This is a genomic window from Ornithinimicrobium ciconiae (assembly GCF_007197575.1).
In the GTDB taxonomy this organism is placed as follows: domain Bacteria; phylum Actinomycetota; class Actinomycetes; order Actinomycetales; family Dermatophilaceae; genus Ornithinicoccus; species Ornithinicoccus ciconiae.
In genome coordinates this window covers 2042003-2066013 of the sequence record NZ_CP041616.1, presented here as the reverse complement: position 1 = coordinate 2066013, position 24011 = coordinate 2042003, and the positions used below count along the sequence as shown (strand labels likewise).

Below are 24011 nucleotides of genomic sequence, written 5' to 3'. Positions count from 1 at the left end.
GCCGCGTGCTGTGCGACAGAGATATCGCTCGCACCACGCGAAGAACCGTGCCCAGGTTCCCGAGGGGGGTGCGCCGTAGGCTGGGCGCCGTGAAGATCCTGAGTGTCGTTGGTGCCCGCCCGCAGTTCGTCAAGCTCGCTCCGATCGCTGACGAGTGCCGTCGGCGCGGGGTGGAGCACGTGATCGTGCACACCGGACAGCACTATGACCCGATGCTGTCCGACGTCTTCTTCACCGACCTGGGCATCCCCGACCCCAACGTCCACCTCGGTGTCGGCTCCGGCACGCACGGGGTCCAGACCGGCGCCATCCTCGGAGCGATGGACGCTGTCCTGGACGAGCACCGGCCGGACTGGGTGCTGGTCTATGGCGACACCAACTCCACCCTGGCAGGGACCCTGTCGGCAGTGAAGCAGCACCTGCCGGTGGCGCACCTGGAGGCGGGGCTGCGCTCGTTCAACCGGCGGATGCCCGAGGAGCACAACCGGGTGCTGACCGACCACGCCGCCGACCTGCTGCTCGCGCCGACGCAGGTCGCGATGGACCACCTGGCCGCGGAAGGCCTGGCGGAGCGGTCGGTGCAGGTGGGCGACGTGATGGTGGACGTGCTGATGCTGGTGCGTGAGCGGCTGGCCGACACCGCCGCGGTGCTGGAGCGGCTCGGTCTGAGCAACGGCGGGTTCTCGATCGCCACGATCCACCGCGCGGAGAACACCGACGACCCGGCCCGGCTGTCGGCCATCGTGACGGCGCTGCAGGAGGTCGATCACCCGGTCGTGCTGCTGGCCCACCCACGGCTGCGCGCCAAGGCGGCCGAGCACGGGCTGGACCTCGACGGTGGCTCGCTAACCACCCGAGACCCGCTGGCCTATCCGGACCTGGTGGCCGCGGTCGACGCCGCGCGCGGGGTGATCACCGACTCCGGCGGCCTGCAGAAGGAAGCCTTCGTCCTGCGCACCCCCTGCACCACCGTGCGCACCGAGACCGAGTGGGTCGAAACCGTCGAACTGGGCTGGAACGTGCTGGCCGAGCCGGGCCCCGCCGTGGCAGCCGCCGCCTCACGACCGGCTCCGGAGCCCACGGACGCCGCGCCCTACGGCACCGGCGAGGCCGCGGCGGCGGTGCTGGACGCGCTCAGCTGAACCTGGGCACGCTTATCGACGCTGAGCGCGTGATATATCCGTCGCGCATCCCACATAACCGTGCCCAGGTTGGTGTCGTGGATTTTGGTGTCGTGGATTAGCGCTGAGCGCGTGCGGCCAGCGCGGCCACCGGCTCGGTCCAGCGGTGCACCTGCTCCTCGGCGCAGAGGACCCGCGCCGCCTCGTGGCTCGCCGCCTTGGCAGCCGCCAGAGTCTCCGGCGTCAGCGCATTGATCGCTGCCGCGAAGGCCTCGGGCGTGAAGTCCTGGGCGACAACCCCCAGCTGGTGCTTCTCCACAAGGCCCGCCATCTCCGGGCTCGGGCCGATCACCAGCGCGAGCCGGGCCTGCACGAAGTCGAAGAACTTGTTGGGCATCGCCCATCTGAAGTTGAACGAGATCGGGGGCAGCGAATAGACGCCGGCGTCATAGGAGTTCAGCGTCGAGACGATCTCGGCGGTCGGGACCGGATCGTGGATCCTCACCCGGTCGCTGTCGGCGAATCGCTCCCGCAGCACCGGCACATAGCCGTTGCCCTGGTCGATCAGATAGAGGTCGAGCGTCGCACCGTTGGTCACCTGCGACATCGCCTCGAGCATCACCTCGAGCCGGGCGGCCACACCGTTGCCGGCGTGGACCAGCCGCGGGGGCCAGGAGACCGGCGTCGGTGACAGGTCGTCACGTCGATAGGGCGCATTCATGACGACCCCGCAGGCCAGGCCGAACTCACGCTCGTACTCCCGCGCGATCCCCTGCCCGACCGTCGTCGCCGAATCCGACTGCACTCCATAGGTCCGCACCAGCCACCGGTAGTAGGGCGCGACGAACAGCGCCCAGCGACGCAGCTCCTCGTTCTGCCGCGGGTGATACTCGTGCAGGTCGACGTGGACGCCACCGCGCGGAGCCAGGTCCAGAGCCAGCGGGAGCGTGTCGATGTCGTCGGCCAGCACCACGTCGTAGCGTCCCCGTCGTCCCCCCAGCAAGGCAGTCGCCGCGACCACGACGGGAGAGGTGCGGTATGCCGCCTCGAACCGGCGCAGGATCAGCAACCGGCGGTCCTTATGCCAGCTGATGGCCTCGTCCGGGAGCTGGAGATGCTCGACCACACCATCGGGTGCCGGCCCATAGCCAAGGGTCGTGACCGCATGCCCCTCATGCTGGAAGAGCCGGATCTGCCGCAGCACACGTGCGTCCGAGACGAGCGGGCTGAACGACATGATCAGCAGGCTCGGGCGGTCACCGGCCACGGCGGGCTCCTCGCAGGACTCGGGCATAGAGGTCGGTCAGCTCATGGGCCTCGAAGCGCCAGTCGAGGCGCTCGGCGGCCCGTCGCGATGCCGCCCGGAACGCTGCCGGGTCGGCGAGGACGTCACTGATCGCCTCAGCCAGCTCGGCCGGGGTCCGCGCGTCGAAGACCTCGCCCACCCCGTGCTCGCGCACGACGGCAGCAGTGTCGGGCAGGTCCGCGGCCACGATCGGCAGCCCGGCGTGGATCGACTCGAACAGCTTGTTGGGCAGTGAGTAGAGATAGGACAGCACGATCGGCCGCACGAACACGACAGCCACGTCCGCGTCCGCCAGGGTCTGCGGCACCTGCGGCCCAGGAACTTGTCCCGCGAGGTGCATCCTCTCCCCCACACCTCGCTCCGCGGCGAGCGCGACCAGCCCGTCGACATACTCCGCGCTGCCGAACCCGAGCAGCACCAGGTGCACGTGGTCCGGCAGCAGGGTCAGCGCCTCGACCGTCTCCTCAAGGCCGCGCCCGCTGGTGATGCCACCGACATAGGAGACGATCCGGTCCCCCGGCCTCAGCCCGGTGAGCTCGCGCAGCCGCCCGTCGGCGGGGTCCGGCGGAGCACCCTCGCGCAGCGGGATGTTGCGCACCAGGCTCGGGGCGGCGCGCAGGCGGTAGGTGTCCTGCAGCCAGCGCACGATCGACGGCGAGACGGTGATGATGCCGTCGGACATGGCGACACCGACGCGCTCGGTCAGCGCCTCGACCGCCGGGGCGAACCACCGGTCCTGGCGCACGTTGCGACGCAGCCACAGCTCGTGGGAGTCATAGACGATCCGAGCGCCATCGAGGACCTTGAGCAGCATCGCGGGGGCGAGCGTGTTGCCGTCGTTGGCGTGCACGGCGTCGGGGGCGAAGCGGCGCGTCTCGCGCACCGCACCGAGCCAATAGTAGCTAAGGCGCCCGGCCTGGTAGGTCCGCATGTAGGCATCGACCGCTAAGGTCTTGGCGCGAGTCAGAAAGGACTGCGGGACAACGACATCTGACGTATGCCGGGGGGCCCCTTGGTCCTCGGCTGTCGGTGGGGTGCGGGTCGCCGGGGCAGCAGCCTCCTGCGCACCTGAGTCCTGCTGGTGCGCCTCGGTGAGCACCGCCCCCGTCTTGGGGTCCCGCCCACGCAAGCGGCGCCATACCCTCGCGGCGGCGGAGAAGGACCGGACCAGGTCCAGGTCCGGAGCACGATAGATCGGCAGCCCGTCCGGGCCGGTCGCGTGACCGGGCGGACGCTCCGACCCCCGCGGGGTGGACCCGATGATGAGCACGTCCGCGCCGGCATCGCGCAGTGTTGCAGTGGTCTTGAGGACGCGTGAGTCGGTGTCGGGGTCTCGATAGACCAGGACTGCCACCCGGGGCGGGCGGCCAGAGACGGACGGCAGGTGGACCAACTCGTCCGCGGGCACGTGCAGGACGGTCGGGATCGGCCCCGTGTCGTCGGTGCTCGGTGAGCTCATGAGCTCTTCCCGGTGAGTCCGGCCAGGGCGGCCTGCTGGGCAAAGTCGGGCTCGGCCGCGACGACCTCATCGAAGGTGCCGTTGGCGATCATGCGCCCGTCGCGCATGAAGCAGACCTGCTCGCTGTGTCGGATGGTGGCCAGTCGGTGTGCAACCACGATGACGCTGACCTCGCCGGCCAGTTCACGGATCGCGGACGTGACGGCAGCTTCGGTGGAGGTGTCCAGGGCCGAGGTGGCCTCGTCCATTACCAGCACGAGCGGGTCGGTGTAGAGCGCGCGGGCCACCCCGAGCCGCTGTCGCTGACCGCCGGAGAGGTTGAGGCCCCGCTCCCCCACCTTGCCGTGGATGCCGCCGGGTCGGGACTCGACGACGTCGAGCAGTTGGGCCCGGGCCAGGGCACGACGGACCGCGTCCTCATCAACCTGATCGTCCTTCCAGCTCAGCGCGACGTTGCGGGCGACGGAAGCATCGAAGAGGGAGACGTCCTGGGGGACGTAGCCCACGCGACGACGCCAGCCCTGGAGCACCTGCGGGAGCGGCGTCTCCCCCACCAGCACCTGCCCTTCCTGCGGGATCAGCAGCCCGAGGATGATGTCGACCAGCGTGGTCTTGCCGGACCCCGAGGCGCCGACCAGCGCCAGGGTGTGCCCGAACGGCAGCTCGAGACTGACGTCCCGCACTGCGGGCACCTCGGTGTCGGGATAGGAAAACGTCACATGGTCCAGCCTCAGCGAGTGCACGCCCTCGGGCAGGTTGGTGTCACCGGCGGCCTGCTCCGCTGCAACATAACGCTGGCCGCGCCCGATCTCCTTGATCACGTCCTGAGCGAACGGCAGGTTGGCGCCCGTCTGACCCATGATGGTCTGGAAGCGGGTCAGCGAGGGGACGATGCGGAAGCCCGCGACACCGAACAACGCGACTGCGGCCAGCGCACCATTGACCGGGTTGGCATCCCCGGCTGCAGACGCCTGGAACCATCCGATGGCGCCCCCGATGCCGAGCCCACCGATGAGCCCGGCCTCCAGGACGTATCGCGGGATGGCCCCGAGGAAGCTCTGGTTGGCTCTGGCCTCCGACGCCCGCTTGCGCACTGAGAGGACGACCTCGGCGACCTCGGAGGACTTGTTGCGGAGGGTGACCTCCTTAAGAGAGTGCACCATCTCGCTGAGCAGGCGCACCGCCTTGTTGGAGTAGGTCCGGTTGTCCTGACCCGCCTTGACAGCCTTGCGCAGGACCCAGACGTAGAGCACGGAGGCCACCAGGCCGAAGTAGATGATCGTGGCCGTGGCCAGCAGCGGCTCGGCGACCACGAGCACGATCAGCACCGCCAGGAACGTGAAGAGCTCACCGGACAGCTGGGCAAAGGGGATCAGCACCCCGGCGACCGTGGCGCCCACGCCGACGTCCGTGGCCCGCACCAGATCATTGGAGTTGCGAGTCAGCCGTTCGATCCACGGCGCCTTGAAGGTGGTCTCCAGCAACCGCGCGCCGAGCACCTGCTCGAAGCGCGCAAACCGGCGAGTGGCCCAGTACTGCAGGCCGATGGCCAGAACGCTCTTGAGGATGATCAGAAGTCCGACGAGGATCAGGATGTTGCGGAAGTCGCCTGGCTCGCTCAGCGTCCCCACCACGGGCAGGGTCATCTCGTTGCCCGTGAGCATCGGGGCCAGGGTGACCGCAAGCAGACCGAGCGCTGCCACGTCGAGCACCGCCAGGAGACTCTGCAGCACGGCGAAGACGATGATGAATCGGCGCGTGCCTGCCGGCAGCACGGCCAACAGTTGCCGCACGGTGCGGAACAGGGAGAGCATCCGTCAGCCCTTCTGGTCAGGCGTGTCGTGCGCCACCTGGCCGCGGGTGGCCGCCTGCTCGGCCAGCGCCTTCACCGGAGCGACCCACCCCACGACCTGCTCCTCTGCGCAGAGGAACTGGGCCGCGTGGTCGCTGTGTTCCTTGGCGGTCTGCACAACCTGGGGAGTCAGCGCATCGATCTGCTGGGCCACCGACTCCGGGGTGAAGTCGGAGGTGACGAATCCGATGTCGTGCTCGCGCACGAGGGCAGCCATCTCGGGGCTGGGGCCGGTCAGCACCCCTAGGCGTGCCTGGACAAAGTCAAAGAGCTTGTTGGGCATCGCATAACGGTGGTTGAACGAGATCGGCGGTAGGATGTGGATCCCCACATCAAACGCGTTCAGCGTGGCGACCAGCTCGTTCGTCGGCACGGCCTCATGCACCGAGACTCGCGGGTGTCCCACGTAACGCTGGCGTACCTGCTCGACATACCCACCCCCGGAGTCGACGAGAAAAAGGTCGAGGGTGGTGTCAGTGGTCACGAGATCCATCGCGGCCAGCATCGTGTCCAACCGAGCGGGAGTGGCGCCCCCGGCGTGCACGAGTCTGATCGGGTCCCCGACCTGACCCACCGGAAGGTCCGCCCGGTGCGGTGCGTTCAGCACGACCCCGCACGGGACCCCAAACTCCTCCTCATACTGCTGCGCCAGCTTGGCACCGACCGTGGTGACGGAGTCGGCCTGCCGGACGTAGGTGCGGATCAGGAAGGCCAGGTAGGGAGCGATGAACCACCGGAACCTCCAGAACTCCTCCTGCTGGCGTGTGGCGTACTCGTGGAGATCGGCATGAATCCCGCCGACGGGTTGGAGGCCGACGGCGATGGGAACGGCGTCGACGTCGTTGGCCAGGATCACATCGAACTCACTGCTGCCGAGCATGCCCCGGACCTGGCGGGTGATCGGCAGCCGGTCGTAGGCCTGCTGATAGCGCCGCGCCACCAACAGCTTGCGGTCCAGCTGCCGAGCCGTGAGGTGAGATGGGATCTCGTGGTGCGCCACGACGCCCTCGGGAGCGGGGCCATAACCACAGGTCGTGACGGCAAACTCCGTCGAGAAGAGGTTGATCTGACGGAGCAGCCGCGCGTCCCGATAGAGCTGCGAGAAGGACAGGATGAGCAGTCGGGGGCGGGTGTCAGTCACGGCTCGCATCCTACGTGGGGCAGGTAGTCTCGGTCTGTGGCTGCGCTGCGAGGACCCGCGAGTTGGGCGTATCGCACCTATCAGGCACTCCCGGGTCCCGTGCACGCCGCGGGTGAGGCGGTCCTGCGGCTCAGTGCCGAGCGCCAGGCCAGGAAGCTGAGTGGATTCGGGCCCACCTCGCGTCGCCTGCTGATCGGTCCGCTGAACACGGCCGGACAGGCGCAGCGCTGGGCGCGTGCCGCGGACAAGGTGCCAGGAGTCGAGGCGCGCAGCCTGACCGTGGAGCGACGAGTTCGGGGCTTCACCGGCTATGGCTACGAGACGGACTGGTTCCTGAGCAGGAAGGTCCAGCTGCGGGGCATGCGGCCCTACCAGGAGCGGGTGCTGGCCCTGACGCACGTGCTGGCCGAGTCGGGGCGGGCAGTCCTCGACCAGCCTCTCGACCGGACGATCATCGAGGACCTCCCCCGGCTGCGTGCTGCCGGAGTCGATGTCGGGCTGTTGATCCACGGATCCGAGATGCGCGACCTGCGTCGGCACGCGGAGACCTATCCCCACTCTCCGTTCCATGGCGAGTGGGACGAGCGGTGGGAGCGGATGCAGGCCACGGTGGAGCACACCCGGGCCATCGTGGCGGACTTTGACGGGCCGGTCTTCGTGCCGACACCCGACATGCTGGACTTCGTGCCGGGCGCGACCATGTTGCCGATCGTCGTCGACGTCGACCGGTTCGCCGTCCCGGCCGGCGGGCCCGCTGTCCGGGTCCTCGAGCGGGACCGACCCGTGGTGCTGCACGCGCCCACCAACCCACGGCTGAAGGGCACCGACGCGGTCGAGCAGGTGCTGCACCGACTCGAGGGCGAGGGGTTGGTGACCTATCGCAGGCTCCAGGGGGTGCCCAACGACGAGATGCCGACCTTCCTGCAGGATGCCGACGTCGTGATCGACCAGATCGTGCTCGGCAACCCCGCGACCCTGACCGCCGAGGCGACGGCGGCGGGTCGGCTGGTGATCGCCCACCTGCTGCCCCACGTGCGTGAGCTGATGACCCGTCTCGACGACGAGAGCCTTGCCCCACCCGTGGTCGAGGCCGACCCCGCCACCCTCGAGGAGGTGCTGCGAGAGGTCATCCGCGACCGCACGGCATACTCCTCGCTGGCCGCACAGGGTCCGGCCTGGGCGCGCCGCAACCACGACGGCACCCGCGCAGCCTCGGTGCTCAGCGACTGGCTCACCGCCCCCTAATTTCGTAGTGGTTTCGTCGGTCCAACCCGAATTTTGATAAAGGTTTCGCGGACCGTCACTCCGTCACCAGTGCCGCGTGCTGCCACTGCCGGAGCAACTCGGTCAGCGAGCTGCGGGCTCGGCCCGGTAGTCATACCCGGCAGCGCCGTCGACGACCTCCGAGTGCCATCCGGCGTCTTCCATGCAGGCTGCGACGACGATGACGCTCTCGTCGGGCGAGACCTCGCGGACCACCTCGACCTCCGGCGGGTCGGTGACGCCGAACTCCTCGGCCATCTCCCGCATCTGCTGCTCGTGCGAGACGCCGGTCGCCGAGACCCCGGCGGCCTCATCCGGAGGCTCCGAAGTGCACGCCGCGAGGGCGGCCACCAGGACCGCGTATGCCGCGACCACCGTCCGGTTGGCAACCACGCGTCACCTCTCTCCGGCCGGGAACAACACGTCCAGATCCACGGTGTCCCGGCAGAGGGTGCGGTGGAACTCGTCCACCGAGCCATACCGTCCCGCGTCAACATCGACCTGCACCTGGTCCCACACCTCGGTGACCGGTGTGTGTGGCACCCGGCCGGCCCGGATCCCCTCAAGATAGGACTCGACGGTCGGCACGGGCTGCACGACATAGCCCTGCTCGCGCACACACGGGATGTACTCCTCGGCGAAGTGGTCATAGATGAGCCGCCACTCGCGCTCACCGTTCTCGCCCCGGAACCGCGTCTCGACCGGGTACTGCATTTCGCAGATGTAGGTGTCTAGATTGTGCTGCTCCTCGCTGAAGCCCTGCAGGTCGATGTTGACCGCCTCGCCGCTCGGATCCATGGTGTAGTCGTAGCCCTTATCGGCCATGCACTCGGCCAGCACCCGCAGGCCGGAACCGTCGGGGGCGATGTTGCGGATGGGCTCGACGTCGGGCAGGTCCTCGATGCCCAGGTGTTCGGCCCGCTCCGCGGCCGACTCGGGATCCATCCCGACCGGATCGCCAGAGGCAGCACCTCCGGGAGCCTCACCGACGACAGGAGCGTCCGTGGTGGGGTCCGGATTCCCGGCGCCACCCGGGGCGGAGGTGCATGCTGCCAGCAGCAGCACGCCGAGTGCGATGGTTCCGGTCCACCGTGCGTCCACTCGACCAACCTACATCTCGTCACTGGTGAGCTGCGCCCGCCAGGAAGCGTCGTCGGGGTAGACCAGTGGCCCGCTTAGAGGACGCGGACGTGGCGCTGGTCCTGCCCGGTGAGCTGCTTCGGAAGTCGACCGTCGAAGGTGGTCAGCACGCCACCGTGGGCGGCTGCGAGGTTGACCAGGTGGAAGTCAGTTGTCTGTGTGTGACCCCCGAGTCCCGCGAGGTCGATGACGGCCGAAGCCAGGGTCGAGTCGTCCGGGAGGAAGGTCGTTCGCTGATGGGCACGCAGTCTGTGCAGGAGGTCAACAGCCTGTCGTCCGGTGACTTCCTGCCCGGTCACCGAGCGGTTCAGCAGGAGCCTGACCAGGCCACTCTCAGTGATGGGGGTAGTGGCGAACCGCTCGACCCGTGAGAGCCAGCTGTGGGCGGCGCCGTGGTGCTGGTGGGACGGGTTCGTCAGCGCCACCAGGACGTTGACATCCGGCAGTTCGAACAGCTCGCCCGGCTGGTCAGGCATCGTCCGCCAGTGCCCGCTCGACCATGTCGTCGGTGATGACGTGGCCATCGACCTCAGGAAGCATCGGGAAGTCGTCGCCACCGAGCGCCACTTCGGCCTCCTGCGCCTCGTAACCCTTCAGCGCCAACTCTGAGATGGCCCGGCCCAGGGTGATCCGGTGCGTGCGGGCCCGACTCCGGGCAACTGCCAGGACTCGGTCATCAATGTCAACAGTGGTGCGCATGCCGTCATTCTAACGCATCAGACATCACGCATCAGGTGTTCCGCAGTTCAGAGCAGGACCCACAAGAGCAGCGCCATGAGGAGCAGCACCACGGCGACGCCAGCCATGACACCACCCGGGGACCACCGTGTGCGGGTGTCCTCCGCGGCCCGCTCGGGGTCGACGGCAGGCTCCACCATCTCGGAGATCCGTCGCTCACGATCCGCCCGCAGCTCGCGCCACTGCGCCACCATCTCGTCCACGTCGACCCGTCCGGCGACGGCGGGCGAGTTGGGGCCGACGACTGGCTTGCGCCGATCCTCGAGGACCCGGGCGTTGTAGTCGGCCAGCCGCTCACGCACCGCCACCTCATCGGAGATCCGGGCCAGCGACTCTGGGAAGCTCCGGCGCTCCTGCCGCAGCGCCATGACGGTCGGCAGGGCCGCACTCAGGTCGAGCTTCTCCCGCTCAATGAGTCCCTTGAGCCACCAGTCAGGGTCGTTCTGGTCCAGGTTTTTCAGCGGCTGCCCCGCGCCCGGCAGGTTGTCGAACTCACCGCGCCGCAGCGCCTGCTGGATCTCAAGGTCGACCCACGAGTGGATCTGCTGGACATTCATCCGAGGCCGCGCCTCCCCCGCCTGACCTCGCCGCTCCGCCTCCCGGACACGCTGGACCTGCTCGGTGACCGGACTCTCGTCCGACTCCCGCCCGACATGCCCAGTCTCCCGTTCGGGGCCTGCTCCGGTCGGTGTGCTCATCAGCTCCGCCCTCCCTCCGTGGGAGTGCCTAGTTTACAAACCACTCCTGTGCGCCACCACGAAGATCCGGCGGAAGGGCAGCACGGTCCCGTGGTCCCGTCGCGGATAGGCCGCCCGCAGGGCTGCCTTGTAGTCCCTCTCGAACAGTGACCGCACGTCGGCGGGCAGGGCCTGCAGCACCGGTCGCGCGCCGGTGCCAGAGATCCACTCAAAGACGGGGTCGTCGCCTGCCAGCACGTGCAGATAGGTGGTCTCCCACGCGTCGACGCTCCACCCTGGCCGGCTCAGCAGGCCCAGGTAGTCCGCAGGGTCACGGGTCGCGGCTCTCGGGCCCAGCTCGGCCGTGAAGGACGCGTAGGCCGGCCGCGCAGCGATCTCCCACAGGAGTTGGTGGCTGGGGGCGTCGAAGTTGCCGGGGACCTGGAAGGCGAGGGTGCCGCCAGGAGCGATGTGCTCGGTCCAGGGCTGCAGCAGGTCCGCGTGGTCCGGAATCCACTGGAGCATCGCGTTGGACACCAGCACGTCCACCAGCCCGTCGGGGTGCCAGGTCACGGCGTCCGCCACGGCATACGTCGCACGAGGGTCGCTGTTGTGCTCCTGTGCCTGGGCGATCATCTCCGCCGAGAAGTCCAGTCCGGTGATCTGGGCCTCGGGCCACCGCGCCCGCAGCACAGGGGTGAGTTGCCCGGGCCCGCACCCGAGGTCGACGACCGTGTCGGCGTCACCGGTGATGCGCGAGACGAGGTCAGTGAAGGGTCGGCCCCGCTCGTCGGCATAGCGCAGATAGAGCCCCGGGTCCCAGACAGCACTCATCGACAGTCAATCGCTCCCAACTGGGCCAGTCCGGCAAGGTCCCCATCGCCATACGCGGTGACGAATCCCCCACGCTCATGCATCAGCTGGCGCGGGTCGTCGACATGCCCCAGCCCGACCAGGTGCCCGAACTCGTGGTCCACGATGGCCTGTCGCATCGCCCCGGACCGCATGTCGTCGTAGGCGTCGCGGTCCAGGATGACAAAACCGGTGACATAGCGCTGCTTGCCGCCGCCGAACGGGGACACCCGATAGCTCCCGCCGACACCCGCGATCTCCTCAGCGAGGTCCGGAGCCTCGTCCTCGTCGGACCACATGACCAGCACCGGGTCGTCCATGCCCATGTTTTCGAAGTCGCGGTCCTCGGTGGTGCCGATGAACTCAAACCGCAGACCGGTGGCCTGGCTGGTGTTGTCGATCGCCGTCTCGACGAGGTGCTGCGCGTCCTCCGGAGCGCCCTCGACGTTCAGGGCGACCTCGATGACCTGGCACGGGTCGTAGCCCACCGGATCGTCGCTCTCCGGCTGCGTGGCCATGAAGCTGAACTCGCCGGGCCCGCTCGGGATGTCCCGGGCCGGCAGGAGCCGCTCGGGGGAGGTGCCGAGCAGCTCGTGGACCCGGTCGGGAAAGATGCCCGGCTGCATCGCGAAGACGGCCGACGTGGTCACGCCGGCCACGATGACCAGTGCGATGGCGCCCGCCAGACGGGACGGGTCCTTGCGCGGTGGCGGAGGCGGCACCGGTGGCAGATAACCCAGCCCATAGTTCTGGTCGAGCCAGTCCAGCTCACGCAGGCGACGCTCCATCTCACGCTGCCTGCGACGCCTGGCCCCGAACATGCCTGCAGTATGCCGCTCGCTCCTGACAGCGGTCGGGTCGCCTCAGTCGGCGAGGCGCAGCACCACCTGGGCAGCCTCCGCCCCGGTGCGGGCGAGGGAGCGGTGCTCCACGACCCACCCGGCCAGCCGCTCCCGCTCGGCGCCGGTGGGCTGTGCGAGCAGGGCGCGGACCATGGCGTCCGCGACGGCGGGCACGTCATAGTCGACGGCCTCGCCGAGGTCGTGCTCGCTCAGGTCGGCGCGGGCCGGGCCCGGTCCCGCATAGACCACGGGCGTGCCGCAGGCCAGCGCTGCGAGCACCTTGGTGGGATAGGCGAAGTCATAGCCCAGCCCGGGCTTGATCGACACCAGTGCCCCGGCTGCGGCACGCTGCCACGCCGCGGCCTCCTCCGGTGGCACCAGAGGCCGCAGCTCGATAGTGCCTGGCGGCACCGTGCCAGCGAGCCGCGTCAGCGCCGGCCAGGAGCTGCCCTGGCCGAGCATCACCAGGCGGGCTCCGGGCACCTGGGCGAGCACCAGGCGCATCGCCTCGGCGAAGACCTCGGCGCCCTGCCACTCCGAGGCGGTGCCGGCATACACCAGGAACGGTCCCGTGGGGGCGTCCGCCGGCGACGGCCCGTGCGGGGTGAAGACCTCGGTGTCGATCCCGTTGCGCACCACGGTGACCGGATCGGCCCCCAGCTCACGCACCCGCTCCGCCACCCCCTGGGAGACGGCAACGACGTCGCGGGCTCCGCGCAGCGCAAACTTCTCCAGCGCACGCAGCACAGAGACCACCACACCGGGGGCCCCGACGGACTCCGAGGCGTCCGACCACACGTCCGCGGCGTAGTAGACGTAAGGGATCCGCCCACCGACCAGGGAGCGCAGCCCCGTCACGACCCGCACGACGGCACCGGTCGTCGGGGGCGGCTCCACGACCACCACGTCAGGACGCGGGGTGAGCAGCAGCCGCGCCGCAGCGGGCAGGTCAAAGGACAGGTAGGGCAGGTAGCCGCGCACGTAGCCGGTGGCGTCACGCAGCACCGGCGCGCGGCGCACGCGCACCCCGGGCAGGCGGTCCTCCTCCGGGGTCTGCAGTCCGGCTGGAGCCCTCGCGGTGAGGACCTCGACCTCGGCCCCGCGCGCGACGAGCCCGCGCACCAGCGCGGCCAGTCGGAAGGTCGCGGCGGCAGCCTCGGGGGCGAAGATCCGTGAGACGAGCGCGACGCGAGGCCCCCGGGGGTCGCTCACAGTGCGACGGTGGTGCCTGAGTTCGCGGACTCGAGCATCGCCTCGACGACCCGGAGCGCGTGCACGCCCTCCGACATACTCACCGCCTCAGACTCCCTGCCCCACAGGCGGTCCCGGAAGTTCTCCTGCTCCACGCGCAGCGGCTCGCGCTTGGCGATGGCATAGCGGATCGAGTCGCCCTCGGAGACTCCCCGGAAGACGGTGACCCGATCCCAGTCCGAGCGGACGTCGCCGTTGGCCACGAAGGTCAGGTCGCCCGAGAGCGTGTTGGCGATGAAGGAGCCCTTCTCACCTGTCGCGACGGTCTCGCGCACCTTCAGCGGGGAGAGCCAGTTGACGACGTGGTTGACGATGATGCCGTTGGCCAGGCGCCCGGCGGCCACCACCATGTCCTCGTGCTCACGGCCCGAGCGGTGGGTCACCTGGGCACTGACCGTCGCATAGGGCGACTGGGCGATCCAGGAAGTCAGGTCCACATCGTGGGTGGCCAGGTCCTTGACCACGCCGACGTCGGCGATGCGCGCCGGGAACGGACCCTGCCGCGAGGTGGTGATCTGATAGACCTCGCCCAGCTCCCCCGCCTCGATGCGGCGACGCATCTCCAGCAGGGCCGGGTTGCACCGCTCCACGAAGCCCACACAGCCCACCAGGCTGGCGTCCGCGAAGGCCGCGGCGACGCGCTCCCCCTCCTCGACGGTCGCGGCGATCGGCTTCTCGATCATGGCGTGCACCCCGGCCGCAGCCAGAGCGAGTCCGACCTGCTCGTGCAGATAGGTCGGCACCGCCACCATCGCCGCGTCGATCCCGGCCCCGATGAGGGACTGGACGTCCGGCAGCACCTTCAGCTCGCGGGCCACACCGTGCTTGTCGCCGTTCGCGTCGGCGACGGCGACCAGCTCCATGCCCTCGACCTCACGGATCACCCGGGCATGGTGGCGGCCCATCGCCCCCAGCCCGATCAGACCCATCCGGATCGGCTGGCCCTCCGGGATCGCCGGACCCTGACCCGTCACGTCCGCACCACTCATGGCACCGAGCTCCTCACTCATCAGGCCCCCGCTCCGACGACCGTGTTCACAGCCGTCGCGATCCGCTCCAGGTCCTCCTGGCTCAGCGACGGGTGCACCGGCAGGCTGATCACCTCAGCAGCAGCGCGGGCGGTTTCCGGCAGCTCGTGCGCCGGGGCAAACCGGTGCAGCGAGACCAGCTCGTGGTTGGGGATCGGGTAATAGACCCCGCAGCCCACCTTGTGCTCCTCGCGCAGCGCGGTGACCACCGTGTCCCGCTCGGCACCCGAGGCGCCGGCCAGGCGGATCGTGTACTGGTGATAGACGTGCGTGCAGCCCTCCCGCACCGGCGGCACGACGACACCGGCCAGGTTGGCGTCCAACCAGGCCGCGTTCTCCTGGCGCTGGGCGGTCCACGCGCCGACCTTGGTCAGCTGCACCCGGCCGATGGCGGCGTGGATGTCGGTCATCCGGTTGTTCAGCCCGACGATCTCGTTGGCGTACTGCTGCTCCATTCCCTGGTTGCGCAGCAGCCTGATGCCACGGGCGATGTCCTCGTCCTCACACGCCACCATGCCGCCCTCACCGGAGGTCATGTTCTTGGTCGGATAGAGGCTGAACATCGCGAAGGTGCCGAAACTGCCGACCGGTGCCCCGGCATACTGCGCCCCGTGCGCCTGGGCAGCGTCCTCGAAGATCTGCACGCCGGCGTCGTCAGCGATCTCCTGCAGCGCGGTCATGTCGGCCGGGTGACCGTAGAGGTGCACCGGCATGATCGCGGCGGTGTTGTCGGTGATCGCCGCGCGCACGCTCTCCGGGTCCAGGTTGAAGGTGTCTGGCTCGATGTCGGCAAAGACCGGGGTTGCGCCGGTCAGGGCCACCGAGTTGGCGGTGGCGGCGAAGGTGAAGGACGGCACGATCACCTCATCGCCCGGTCCCACGCCTGCGGCCAGCAGCCCGAGGTGCAGCCCCGAGGTGCCCGAGTTGACCGCGACGCACGTGCGCCCACCCACCATCTGGTCGGCGAACTCCTGCTCAAAGGCCGCGACCTCCGGCCCCTGGGCGACCATGCCCGACCGCATGACACGGTCGACGGCCTCTCGCTCCTCGTCACCGATGATCGGCTTGGCCGCCGGGATCATGGCCAGTTCGCTCATTGCTCCACCTTCCGCAAGGTCTCTTCGATCTGCTCGTATGCCCTGCCAGTCACCGGGCAGGTCCACCGCCCGCCACCGGCGTCCTCCAGCGGGCGTCCCGCCTCACCGACCCAGCCGATGCGACGCGCCGGGACTCCCACGACCAGCGCATAGGCGGGCACGTCCTTGGTGACGACCGCACCGGCTGCCACGGTCGCCCACTCCCCGATCGTCACGGGGGCCACGCAGACGGCTCGCGCGCCGATCGAGGCTCCGCGGCCGATGGTCACCCCGACCGCCTCCCAGTCGTCGGCGCTCTTGAGGCTGCCGTCGGCGTTGATCGCCCGGGGGAAGGTGTCATTGGTCAACACGGCGGCGGGGCCGATGAAGACCCCATCGCCCAGCACCGCGGGCTCATAGACCAGGGCGTAGTTCTGCACCTTGCAGTGGTCGCCCATCCGCACCCCGGTGCCGATGTAGGCACCGCGTCCGACGATGCAGCCGGCGCCGAGCACGGCGTCCTCGCGCACCTGGGCCAGGTGCCAGACAGCACTTCCCTCCCCGATCGTGGCCCCGTCGGCCACGTCGGCACTCTGCGCGATGCGCGTCCCCACCTGTCCTCCTGCTGTGCGTGCGGGTCACTGTTGCCTGCGCAGACACTATCGCCCCCCGCGCCACGCGCCGTCCTGATGGGCGCCCCGGTGGTGCCCACCTGACAGAATGCGCCGTATGTCGCCCGCACCGGTCTCCGATACCTGGCTGGTGATCCCACTGTTCAACGAGGCGACCGTGGTCGCGGACGTGATCGCCGAGGCCCGGGAGACCTTCCCCCACATCGTTTGTGTCGACGACGCCTCCACCGACGACTCCGGGGCGGTGGCCCGCGCGGCGGGGGCCGTGGTGGTGACCCACCCGTTCAACCTGGGCCAGGGCGCCGCGCTGCAGACAGGGGTGGACTATGCGCTCACGGCGACGGACGCGGCATACATCGTCACCTTTGACGCGGACGGGCAGCACCGGGTGGTGGATGCCGAGGCCATGGTGGAGCGAGCCCGCGAGGAGGACCTGGCGATCGTGTTCGGCTCGCGCTTCCTCGACGGTCGCACCAAGCCAGGCTGGCTGCGGCGGATCATCCTCAAGGGCGCGGTGTGGATCACCAACCAGCAGACCGGGCTGCGCCTGTCCGACGCGCACAACGGGCTGCGGGTGATCCGGCGGGACGCGGCCGGGGCGCTGCACCTGGAGCAGAACCGGATGGCGCACGCCACCGAGATCGTCCTGCAGCTCTCACGCACCAAACTGCCCTGGGCCGAGCACCCGGTGCACATCGTCTACACCGACTACTCCCGGGCCAAGGGCCAGTCCCTGATGAACTCGGTCAATATCCTGATCGACACGATCCTGAAGTGAGGAGGCCACGGTGCTGGACCAACCCCTGATCAAGGTCATCCTGCTGGTGGGGATCATCGGCATCACCGTGCTGCTGACCCGGTCCACCGCAGGGGCCCGCCACCAGGCGGTGCGCCGGCTGCTGCTGGTCGGCTTTGTGCTGCTCGCGGCCGTGGCCATCATGTTCCCGCCGCTGCTCACCCAGGTCGCGGGCATCGTGGGCGTCGGTCGTGGAGCCGACCTGCTGCTCTATGTGCTGACCATCACCTTCCTGGGCTATGTCGCGGCCAGCTATCGCCGGATGCGCCAGCTCGAGCAGCAGAACACGGTGCTGGCCCGCCAGCTGGCCCTCAACCATGCTGTCCACGAGTCCCGCGACCATCGACCAACCTCCGATCCGACCGATCCAGGGAGCCACGATGCATGACGACGAGATCCAGTCCTTCTGGGACGACGCCCGGCTGCGCGCCAAGGTCAACCGGGTGCCCGGTTATCTGGGTGTCAACGCCCGTGAGGCGCTGGCCCCACCGGCGTGGTCCTTCGGCGCGGGCCCCGAGGACGCCGACGCGCTGCTGGACCTGGTCCTGGCCGGCACCAAGACCGCGACCTCCTCGGCACTGCGCGACTATGAGGCCGGCGACGAGGACGTGCCCGGCGAGGGCGATCTGTCGATCATCACCGACGGGGCCGGCCGGCCCCGTGCCCTCATCCAGACCACCTCGGTGCGCACGGTGCCCTTCGGTGAGGTGGACGCGGCGCACGCCGCCGCCGAGGGTGAGGGCGACCTGAGCCTGGAGCAGTGGCGCACCGTGCACCGCCGGTTCTTTGAGCAGTCCGGCTCCGGCGCGCCGGTCACGGACGACCTGCCGGTGATCCTCGAGGAGTTCACCGTCCTCCACGCCGCCGACACCTAACACCCGGGCGCACAAAACACCGGGCGCACCTAAAGTACCGAGCGCACAGCAGCGCGCGCACTGTGCTGCGCCCAGAATGGCACCGGGCGCACCGAGGCGTGACCTACAGCCCCAGCTCCGACAGTGTCAGCACCACCAGGGAGCTGGTCCAGCCCAGCGGCGCTGGCCCGCCGGGCGTGCCGTCTGGTCCCACCTTCTCCGGCAGCGATCCCCAGGGCGCGCGGTGCGTCTCCAGCCAGTCCAGCCAGTCCGTGGCGATCCCCTCCTGCCCGTCGGCCGCGGCCGTGTAGGCCACCAGGGCGACCTCCGGCGTCCAGGAGACGCCGTCCTGCCGCCAGTCGGTCCCCGGCGCCAGGCCACCGCCGGGCCGCAGCGCTCCAGCCTGATAGCCCTCCCACGCCTCTCGAACACCCGGCAGCGGCTCCGCAGCAAAAGGTGGCATCAGCATCGCGGTCGCGGCGTCCAGCCCACCGCCGCGCGTGGAGCGGGAGAAGGTCGGTCCAAACTCCTGACCCAGCTCCGCGGTGAACGTGTCCGCGGCCTCCAGCAAGGAGTCCGCACGCTCGACGGACCCGCTGGCCCGATAGTCGGCCGCCGCCGACCGCAGCCCGAGGAGCAGCGGCGCGTTGGCTCCCAACAGCCGCTCAAAGGTGGCGCGCTCCCAGTAGTCCGGGCTGGGTGCCGCCAGATGGGTGCCTCCGCCGGTGGCGCGCAGCAGCTGGTCGGCGCACCGGTCGCGCAGCCCAGCGACCTCGTCCGGCAGGGCGGTGTCCTGGGCCGTCTCATGGATCGCCCACAGGACCCAGCCGCAACCGTCAACCTGGGCTCCGCGAGGGTCACGAACGACCCGCCCACCGTCCAGCAGATAGCGCGCGTCAAAACCATAGAGCGGGTCCAGATAGAGGTCGGCCTGCCGCCGCAGGATCTCGACCGCATCTCCCGTGTGTCCGGTGCGCACCAGCGCCACCGCCACGAAGGCACCGTCCCGCGGCCAGTAGTAGTCCCACTGGGCCGCTGGCCCCGCTGGTGGCAGCGGGTCGCGGGTCAGCAGGTGCAGGTCCCAGAGCGCGACCCGCGCCATGTCCTCGTATGCCGTGCCCTCCCCCGGCAGGTCGCCGGCGGCCAGCCACTCCCGCGCCACCGCGTCGGGATGCTCGCTGCCGTGGAAGTCCGCACCCTGCAACGCACCCTGTGCGCCCACCGGTGGCGCGGCGGCAACGGCCCCGCCGTCGGCGCGGGGCCAGGCCACGGACACTCCCAGCAGCACAATCGCGGTGACTCCGGCAGCCAGGACGATGCGGGAGCGGTGGGCAGACCCTGTCGTGACGGCCGTGGACCGGGCGTTGGGCCACACCGGCCGGACGGCGTGCGCGACGAGACGCCCCAGGGCCCAACCGGTCAGCGCCACCAGGGCACCTGTCGCGAGGCCGATCCAGGCGTGCGCCACGTCCCGCAGGGCCGCGACCTCCCCCACAGCGGGCACGAGGAACTGCCAGGCCTCGACGAGCACCGGCACACCAGCCATCACGGCCAGCCAGGCAGACCGGCGCGCCAGCAGGGCACCAACGACGGCCATCGCCAGGATCGGCAGCAGCCGCGGGTCCTGGGCCCACTGCCAGGGCCACAGCAGGAAGCCGAGGTCGGGATCAAAGGTGCGGGGCAGGCCCGGCACCGGACCACCGCGCGGTGGCAGCACCGTCTGTGCCAGAAACCACCCCAGGGACACCGCGACCGCGACCCGCGCAGCCACGGCACGAAAAGTCACGCTCGCACACTACGTGCCGCCCCGGACGCCACCATCTGGTCGTTATCGGATCGTCACCCGAGGCAACCGGATCGTCACCGGGACCGGTCAGCCAGCGAGTGCCTGACGTACGTGCGGGACGACCTGGTCGACCCCGCCCTGGAGCATGACGATCGTGTAGTGGTTGACGTCCTCGATCTCCGCCATAGAGATCTGCGGGTGCTCACCCAGCCAGTGCTCCCGGGCCGCCTGCGGATAGAGCGGCGGCACCTCGTCCATCAGGCCGCGCGGGGCGAGCAGCCAGGACGTCGGGTGTCGCAACCGCGCCAGCGCGTTGAGCAGTGAGTCACCGTCGACGAGCTCCCGGATGTCCTCGTTCAGAGCATCGACACAGGTTGCCGGGTGGAAGCCCCCAGCCGCGGCCGGGACCAAGTCATAATCGACATAGGCAGTGGTCAGGTCCACCCACTCGGTGAAGGCCGGGTGCTCACGCCAGTGGTCGCGGTAGGCCTCGTGGTCGGGAAAGGTCATCTGCAGGCGCTCGGCTGCCGGACCCAGGATCGCCATCGACATGTCCTCGGGGGCCACGCCAGGGGGTGGCAGCAGCGGCATGCCACCGTCCACCAGGACCAGGGAGCTGACCCGCTCGGGGTGGCGGTCGGCCAGCACCAGGGAGACGAACGCACCCATCGAGTGCCCGACGGCGACGGCCTGCTCGACACCGACCGAGTCCAGCACCGCGGCCACGTCATCAGCATGGCTGGGCATGCCATAGGGCGCGGGCAGGGTGCGCGAGCGTCCACGTCCGCGCAGGTCCGGCGCGATGATCCGCACATCCGGCATCGCCTGAGCCACCAGCGGCCAGGCGATGTGGGAGGAGGTGATCCCGTGGACCGCCAGGACGGTCGGCGCCTGCCGGTCGCCGGAGGCCGGCTCCCAGATGCCGACGCGCATCACCCCACCGCGGACGGGGGCGTCGTGCGTGCGATAGCGGTCTCCGACGACCGCTGCCAGCGAGGGTTGCAGCTGAGTCGTGGTCACTGGGCCGTCCACCCACCGTCCATGACGTAGGAGGTCCCGGTGACCATCCCGGCGTCGTCGCTGGCCAGGAAACCAGCCAGGGCGCCGACGTCCTGCGGTTCGATGAGCTTCTTGATCGCTGAGCGGGTCAGCATGATCTTCTCGACGACCTCGTCCTCGGGGATGCCATGGGTCGCCGCCTGGTCAGCAATCTGCTTCTCCACCAAGGGAGTTCGCACATAACCAGGGTTGATGCAGTTGGACGTCACCCCGTGCTCGGCACCCTCCAGGGCCGTCACCTTCGACAACCCCTCCAGCCCGTGCTTGGCCGACACATACGCCGACTTGAACGCCGACGCCCGCAGCCCGTGCGCCGAGGAGACATTGATGATCCGACCCCACCCCCCGGCATACATGTGCGGCAACGCCGCCCGGATCAACAGGAACGGCGCCTCCAACATCAACCGCTGGATCAACCGGAAATCCTCCGGCACGAACTCGTGGATCGGCGCCACCCGCTGGATCCCCGCATTGTTGACCAGCACGTCACACTCCAGCCGCAGCCCCTCCAGCGCAGCCGTGTCCGACAGGTCGGTGGCCCAGGCCTCGCCACCGACCTCGGCAGCCAGCCGCTCCGCGGCCTCGGCGTCCCGGTCGGCGACGACCACTTGCAGGCCGTCCTTGGCCAGCTGCCGTGCGATCGCGGCACCGATGCCGCTGGCACCCCCGGTGACCACTGCCTTGCGCGTCATTGCTGCATTCCTTCCGTTGACCCCGAATTTTCAGAGGGGTTTCGTAGGTCCACCCCGCCTTTTTGCAGTGGTTTCGCACGTCCCCGGTCCGCTGAGGACTCCGACTGACCCGACTCCGACTCACCCGACTCCGGCTGACCCGACTCCGACTGACCCGACTCCGACTGATCCGGCGCGAGAGCACCGCGGATCACGTCCATCAGTCCCTCATAGATGTGCTCGGGGATCTGGTCGGCCTGCTCCCACAGCACCCACCGCATCCCAATCAGCTCGCCGGCGCCCATCAGTGCCCAGGCGGCCACGACGGGGTCGACGTCGCGGATATCGCCCCGCTCACGGGCTGCCGCCAGTCCGGAGGCATAGCCGTCCACGATGTTGTCGTAGTGGCGGCGCATCGACTCCGGCGAGACGAACTCGGCCTGCCGGATGATGCGATAGAGCGCCGGGTGCTCGGCGGTGAACCGGAAGAACGCCCGGAAACCGGCCCGCTCGGCCTCGATCCGGTCGGTGACACCGCGGGAGGCACCGCTCATGGCGTGCCGGACCCGGTGGGACAGGTCCAGCACGACCTCGTCGAAGATCTCCTTCTTGCCCTCGAAGTGGGTGTAGAAGGTGCCGAGGGCGACCCCGGCCTGCTCGGTGATCTTCACGATAGAAGCCTCGTGGTAGCCCACCGTCGCGAAGACGTGCTCGGCGGCCTCCAGCAGCTTGGCGCGGGTGCGCGCCCCGCGTGGGGTGCGGGCCGTCCGGTCCACCGGCTGCGCTGCTCCCCCGGCGCTCACGGCCGCACCTCGTATGCCGTCTGGCGGGCGGCTCCCTCAGCCTCCAGGGCGAGGTCGAGGGCCCGCTGGCGCGAGATTTTGCCCAGGGACCCGTAGGGCAGTTCGGCGACGAAGTGCACCGCGGTCGGCACCTTGAAGGCGGCCAGTCGCTCGCGGGCATGCTCCATCAGCTCGGGCGCGTCCGTGACGACCCCGTTGCGACGAACCACGAGGGCGACACCCCGCTCTCCCCACCGGTCGTCAGGGACCCCGACGACGCAGACGTCCTGGACCGCACGGTGGGCCCGCAGCGCCGCCTCGACCTCGGCGGGGGCGACGTTCTCGCCGCCGGAGATGTAGATATTGCGCAGCCGGTCCACGATCCGCAGGTAGCCGGCCTCGTCCCGGGTCGCGACGTCGCCGGTCGCCAACCAGCCGTTGCGCCAGATCGCCCGGGTCGCGGACACGTCCCGGAAGTAGCCGGCAAACAGTCCCGGACCGCGCACGAGCAGCTCGCCGGTGCCCGGTCCGTCCAGGTGCTCCCCGGTGGTGGGGTCGGCCAGCTGCACCTCGACGTGCGGATAGGGCACCCCGGCCCAACCGATGCGCTCCATCGCATGGCGCGGTGGGACGCAGAGCACGTTGGGTCCGGCCTCGGTGAGGCCATAACCCTGGGTGAGCGCCACGCCGTGCTCGTGAAAGATCCGCAGCAGCGGTGCGGGCATGGGGGCACCGCCGACGACCGCACTGCGCAGGGCGGTGAGGTCGGTGCGCTCAAAGGTGGGGTGCTCGGCGAGCCGGGCATAGTGCGTGGGCACCCCCATCATCGTGGTGACCTTGTGCTCGGCGATGAGGCAGAGGGCCCGACCGGGGTCGAAGGACCTCTCGAGCACGACGGTCGCGCCGGTCCACCACGCCAGCAGCGGCTGGATGTTCCATCCGCCGACGTGGAACTGGGGCAGCACGCTGAGCACCACATCGGTCTCGTCCAGCTCCAGGGTGCGCGACAGCGACAGGTTGGTCCAGAAGCAGGACGCATGGGTGAGCACGGCGGCCTTGGGTCGGGCGGAGCTGCCCGAGGTGAAGACCATCAGCAGCGGGTCCTCGTCCTGCACCGGTCGCGACCCCAGCGGCAGACCCGGTCGCCCGAGCGCCGCAGCGGGCAGGTGCGCGTCGGCATACGCCGGGGAATCCCCCTGCTCGCCGGCCGACGCCGGGGAGATGCTGTGCCACGGGTCCGGGACCGGCTGTTCCACGCCGACCTGCCCGACGTATGCCGTGGGGACGCGGGCGTGCACCTTGGCCAGTGCGCCCCGGGCCAGGGTCTCGGTCTCGTCCTCGACCAGCAGCACGGCCGGGTCGGCCTGCGTGAGCTGGTCGGCCAGTTCGCCGGCGGTCAGCCGCCAGGACAGCGGCACCAGCACCAGACCCGCTCGGGCACAGGAGAAGAAGGCAATGACGTGCTCCGCGCTGTTGCCGACCAGGGTGGCCACGCGGTCACCGTGCCGGTAGCCGGCCCGCCGCCAGGCCTGGGCGAGTGCCGCGGAGCGCTCGTCCAGGTCGCGGTAGGTCAGCTCGACACCACGGTCGACGATGGCCACCCGGCCCGGGTGCAGCCGGGCCCGGTCGGTGGGCCAGCGACCCAGCGTGTGCGCGCCGCACGTGCTGGGAGCGGAAGTCACGTC

Annotated in this window: 25 protein-coding genes; 5 read left to right on the top strand and 20 right to left on the bottom strand. The window is 69.8% G+C overall.

From position 1 onward, the window contains the following. Window positions 1-89 precede the first annotated feature (89 nt). The gene (gene wecB, locus FNH13_RS09385) at window positions 90-1142 is read left to right on the top strand and encodes a non-hydrolyzing UDP-N-acetylglucosamine 2-epimerase (protein WP_143783204.1); all 1053 of its coding nucleotides are present in this window, start codon (window positions 90-92) and stop codon (window positions 1140-1142) included. Window positions 1143-1239: 97 nt separating this feature from the next. On the opposite strand, the gene FNH13_RS09380 is transcribed toward wecB, so the two are convergent. Genes FNH13_RS09380 through FNH13_RS09365 form a run of 4 tightly spaced genes read right to left on the bottom strand, consistent with a single transcriptional unit; the run spans window position 1240 to window position 6879 of the window. Next, window positions 1240-2388: a glycosyltransferase family 4 protein gene (locus tag FNH13_RS09380; RefSeq protein ID WP_143783203.1), complete on the bottom strand. Its 1149-nt coding sequence runs from the start codon at window positions 2386-2388 to the stop codon at window positions 1240-1242. Next, window positions 2378-3886, bottom strand: coding sequence for a glycosyltransferase (locus FNH13_RS09375; protein ID WP_143783202.1), 1509 nt, complete (start codon window positions 3884-3886; stop codon window positions 2378-2380). Before FNH13_RS09375 ends, FNH13_RS09380 begins: the two co-directional genes overlap by 11 nt. Then, window positions 3883-5700 carry an ABC transporter ATP-binding protein gene (locus FNH13_RS09370; RefSeq protein WP_143783201.1) on the bottom strand — a complete coding sequence of 606 codons (1818 nt, stop codon included), beginning with the start codon at window positions 5698-5700 and terminating at the stop codon, window positions 3883-3885. Before FNH13_RS09370 ends, FNH13_RS09375 begins: the two co-directional genes overlap by 4 nt. A 3-nt stretch (window positions 5701-5703) precedes the next feature. Further along, window positions 5704-6879, bottom strand: coding sequence for a glycosyltransferase family 4 protein (locus tag FNH13_RS09365; RefSeq protein WP_143783200.1), 1176 nt, complete (start codon window positions 6877-6879; stop codon window positions 5704-5706). Window positions 6880-6915: 36 nt separating this feature from the next. Between FNH13_RS09365 and FNH13_RS09360 the strand changes: the two genes are divergently transcribed. Further along, window positions 6916-8124, top strand: coding sequence for a hypothetical protein (locus FNH13_RS09360; RefSeq protein ID WP_143783199.1), 1209 nt, complete (start codon window positions 6916-6918; stop codon window positions 8122-8124). 102 nt (window positions 8125-8226) lie between these two features. Here the strand turns inward: FNH13_RS09360 and FNH13_RS09355 are convergent, their stop codons facing one another. The 11 genes from FNH13_RS09355 to FNH13_RS09305 all read right to left on the bottom strand — a co-directional run bounded on the left by FNH13_RS09355 (window position 8227) and on the right by FNH13_RS09305 (window position 16360). Next, on the bottom strand, window positions 8227-8535 hold the full coding sequence (locus FNH13_RS09355; RefSeq protein WP_143783198.1) for a hypothetical protein: 309 nt from the start codon (window positions 8533-8535) through the stop codon (window positions 8227-8229). Window positions 8536-8538: 3 nt separating this feature from the next. Continuing rightward, window positions 8539-9243, bottom strand: coding sequence for a hypothetical protein (locus tag FNH13_RS09350; RefSeq protein ID WP_143783197.1), 705 nt, complete (start codon window positions 9241-9243; stop codon window positions 8539-8541). A 74-nt stretch (window positions 9244-9317) separates the two neighbouring features. Then, the gene (locus tag FNH13_RS09345) at window positions 9318-9758 is read right to left on the bottom strand and encodes a TA system VapC family ribonuclease toxin (protein ID WP_165700071.1); all 441 of its coding nucleotides are present in this window, start codon (window positions 9756-9758) and stop codon (window positions 9318-9320) included. Beyond that, the gene (locus FNH13_RS09340) at window positions 9751-9981 is read right to left on the bottom strand and encodes a hypothetical protein (RefSeq protein WP_143783195.1); all 231 of its coding nucleotides are present in this window, start codon (window positions 9979-9981) and stop codon (window positions 9751-9753) included. Before FNH13_RS09340 ends, FNH13_RS09345 begins: the two co-directional genes overlap by 8 nt. A 47-nt stretch (window positions 9982-10028) precedes the next feature. Then, window positions 10029-10718: a DnaJ family domain-containing protein gene (locus tag FNH13_RS09335; RefSeq protein WP_202878738.1), complete on the bottom strand. Its 690-nt coding sequence runs from the start codon at window positions 10716-10718 to the stop codon at window positions 10029-10031. Window positions 10719-10751: 33 nt separating this feature from the next. Beyond that, window positions 10752-11531 (bottom strand): methyltransferase domain-containing protein, encoded by a 780-nt coding sequence (locus tag FNH13_RS09330; protein WP_143783194.1) that lies wholly within the window; start codon window positions 11529-11531, stop codon window positions 10752-10754. Further along, entirely contained in the window at window positions 11528-12370 is an 843-nt protein-coding gene (locus FNH13_RS09325) for a zinc metalloprotease (RefSeq protein WP_143783193.1), read from the bottom strand. Before FNH13_RS09325 ends, FNH13_RS09330 begins: the two co-directional genes overlap by 4 nt. Window positions 12371-12412: 42 nt before the next feature. After that, on the bottom strand, window positions 12413-13603 hold the full coding sequence (locus FNH13_RS09320; protein WP_143783192.1) for a glycosyltransferase: 1191 nt from the start codon (window positions 13601-13603) through the stop codon (window positions 12413-12415). After that, window positions 13600-14631, bottom strand: a complete 1032-nt coding sequence (locus tag FNH13_RS09315; RefSeq protein WP_202878960.1) for a Gfo/Idh/MocA family protein — start codon at window positions 14629-14631, stop codon at window positions 13600-13602. The genes FNH13_RS09320 and FNH13_RS09315 overlap by 4 nt, the downstream gene beginning before the upstream one ends. Before the next feature lie 20 nt (window positions 14632-14651). Further along, entirely contained in the window at window positions 14652-15767 is a 1116-nt protein-coding gene (locus FNH13_RS09310) for a DegT/DnrJ/EryC1/StrS family aminotransferase (RefSeq protein ID WP_143783190.1), read from the bottom strand. Further along, complete coding sequence (locus FNH13_RS09305) at window positions 15764-16360, bottom strand: acyltransferase (protein ID WP_143783189.1); 597 nt, start codon at window positions 16358-16360, stop codon at window positions 15764-15766. Before FNH13_RS09305 ends, FNH13_RS09310 begins: the two co-directional genes overlap by 4 nt. 115 nt (window positions 16361-16475) lie before the next feature. Between FNH13_RS09305 and FNH13_RS09300 the strand changes: the two genes are divergently transcribed. Genes FNH13_RS09300 through FNH13_RS09290 form a run of 3 tightly spaced genes read left to right on the top strand, consistent with a single transcriptional unit; the run spans window position 16476 to window position 18049 of the window. Further along, on the top strand, window positions 16476-17156 hold the full coding sequence (locus tag FNH13_RS09300; protein WP_228266325.1) for a glycosyltransferase family 2 protein: 681 nt from the start codon (window positions 16476-16478) through the stop codon (window positions 17154-17156). Between the two features lie 10 nt (window positions 17157-17166). Further along, entirely contained in the window at window positions 17167-17562 is a 396-nt protein-coding gene (locus FNH13_RS09295; protein ID WP_143783187.1) for a DUF2304 domain-containing protein, read from the top strand. After that, window positions 17555-18049 (top strand): ASCH domain-containing protein, encoded by a 495-nt coding sequence (locus FNH13_RS09290; protein ID WP_143783186.1) that lies wholly within the window; start codon window positions 17555-17557, stop codon window positions 18047-18049. Before FNH13_RS09295 ends, FNH13_RS09290 begins: the two co-directional genes overlap by 8 nt. 103 nt (window positions 18050-18152) lie before the next feature. Here FNH13_RS09290 and FNH13_RS09285 read toward each other — a convergent pair whose 3' ends face one another. The 5 genes from FNH13_RS09285 to FNH13_RS09265 all read right to left on the bottom strand — a co-directional run bounded on the left by FNH13_RS09285 (window position 18153) and on the right by FNH13_RS09265 (window position 24008). Further along, a complete protein-coding gene (locus tag FNH13_RS09285) occupies window positions 18153-19814 on the bottom strand; it encodes a glycoside hydrolase family 15 protein (protein ID WP_143783185.1) in 1662 nt (553 codons plus the stop codon). A gap of 87 nt (window positions 19815-19901) precedes the next feature. Next, window positions 19902-20834 carry an alpha/beta hydrolase gene (locus FNH13_RS09280; RefSeq protein WP_228266683.1) on the bottom strand — a complete coding sequence of 311 codons (933 nt, stop codon included), beginning with the start codon at window positions 20832-20834 and terminating at the stop codon, window positions 19902-19904. Next, window positions 20831-21565, bottom strand: coding sequence for a 3-hydroxybutyrate dehydrogenase (locus tag FNH13_RS09275; RefSeq protein ID WP_143783184.1), 735 nt, complete (start codon window positions 21563-21565; stop codon window positions 20831-20833). The genes FNH13_RS09280 and FNH13_RS09275 overlap by 4 nt, the downstream gene beginning before the upstream one ends. Continuing rightward, window positions 21562-22347 (bottom strand): TetR/AcrR family transcriptional regulator, encoded by a 786-nt coding sequence (locus tag FNH13_RS09270; RefSeq protein WP_202878912.1) that lies wholly within the window; start codon window positions 22345-22347, stop codon window positions 21562-21564. Before FNH13_RS09270 ends, FNH13_RS09275 begins: the two co-directional genes overlap by 4 nt. Then, window positions 22344-24008: a class I adenylate-forming enzyme family protein gene (locus FNH13_RS09265; protein WP_228266682.1), complete on the bottom strand. Its 1665-nt coding sequence runs from the start codon at window positions 24006-24008 to the stop codon at window positions 22344-22346. Before FNH13_RS09265 ends, FNH13_RS09270 begins: the two co-directional genes overlap by 4 nt. Window positions 24009-24011: the final 3 nt, after the last annotated feature.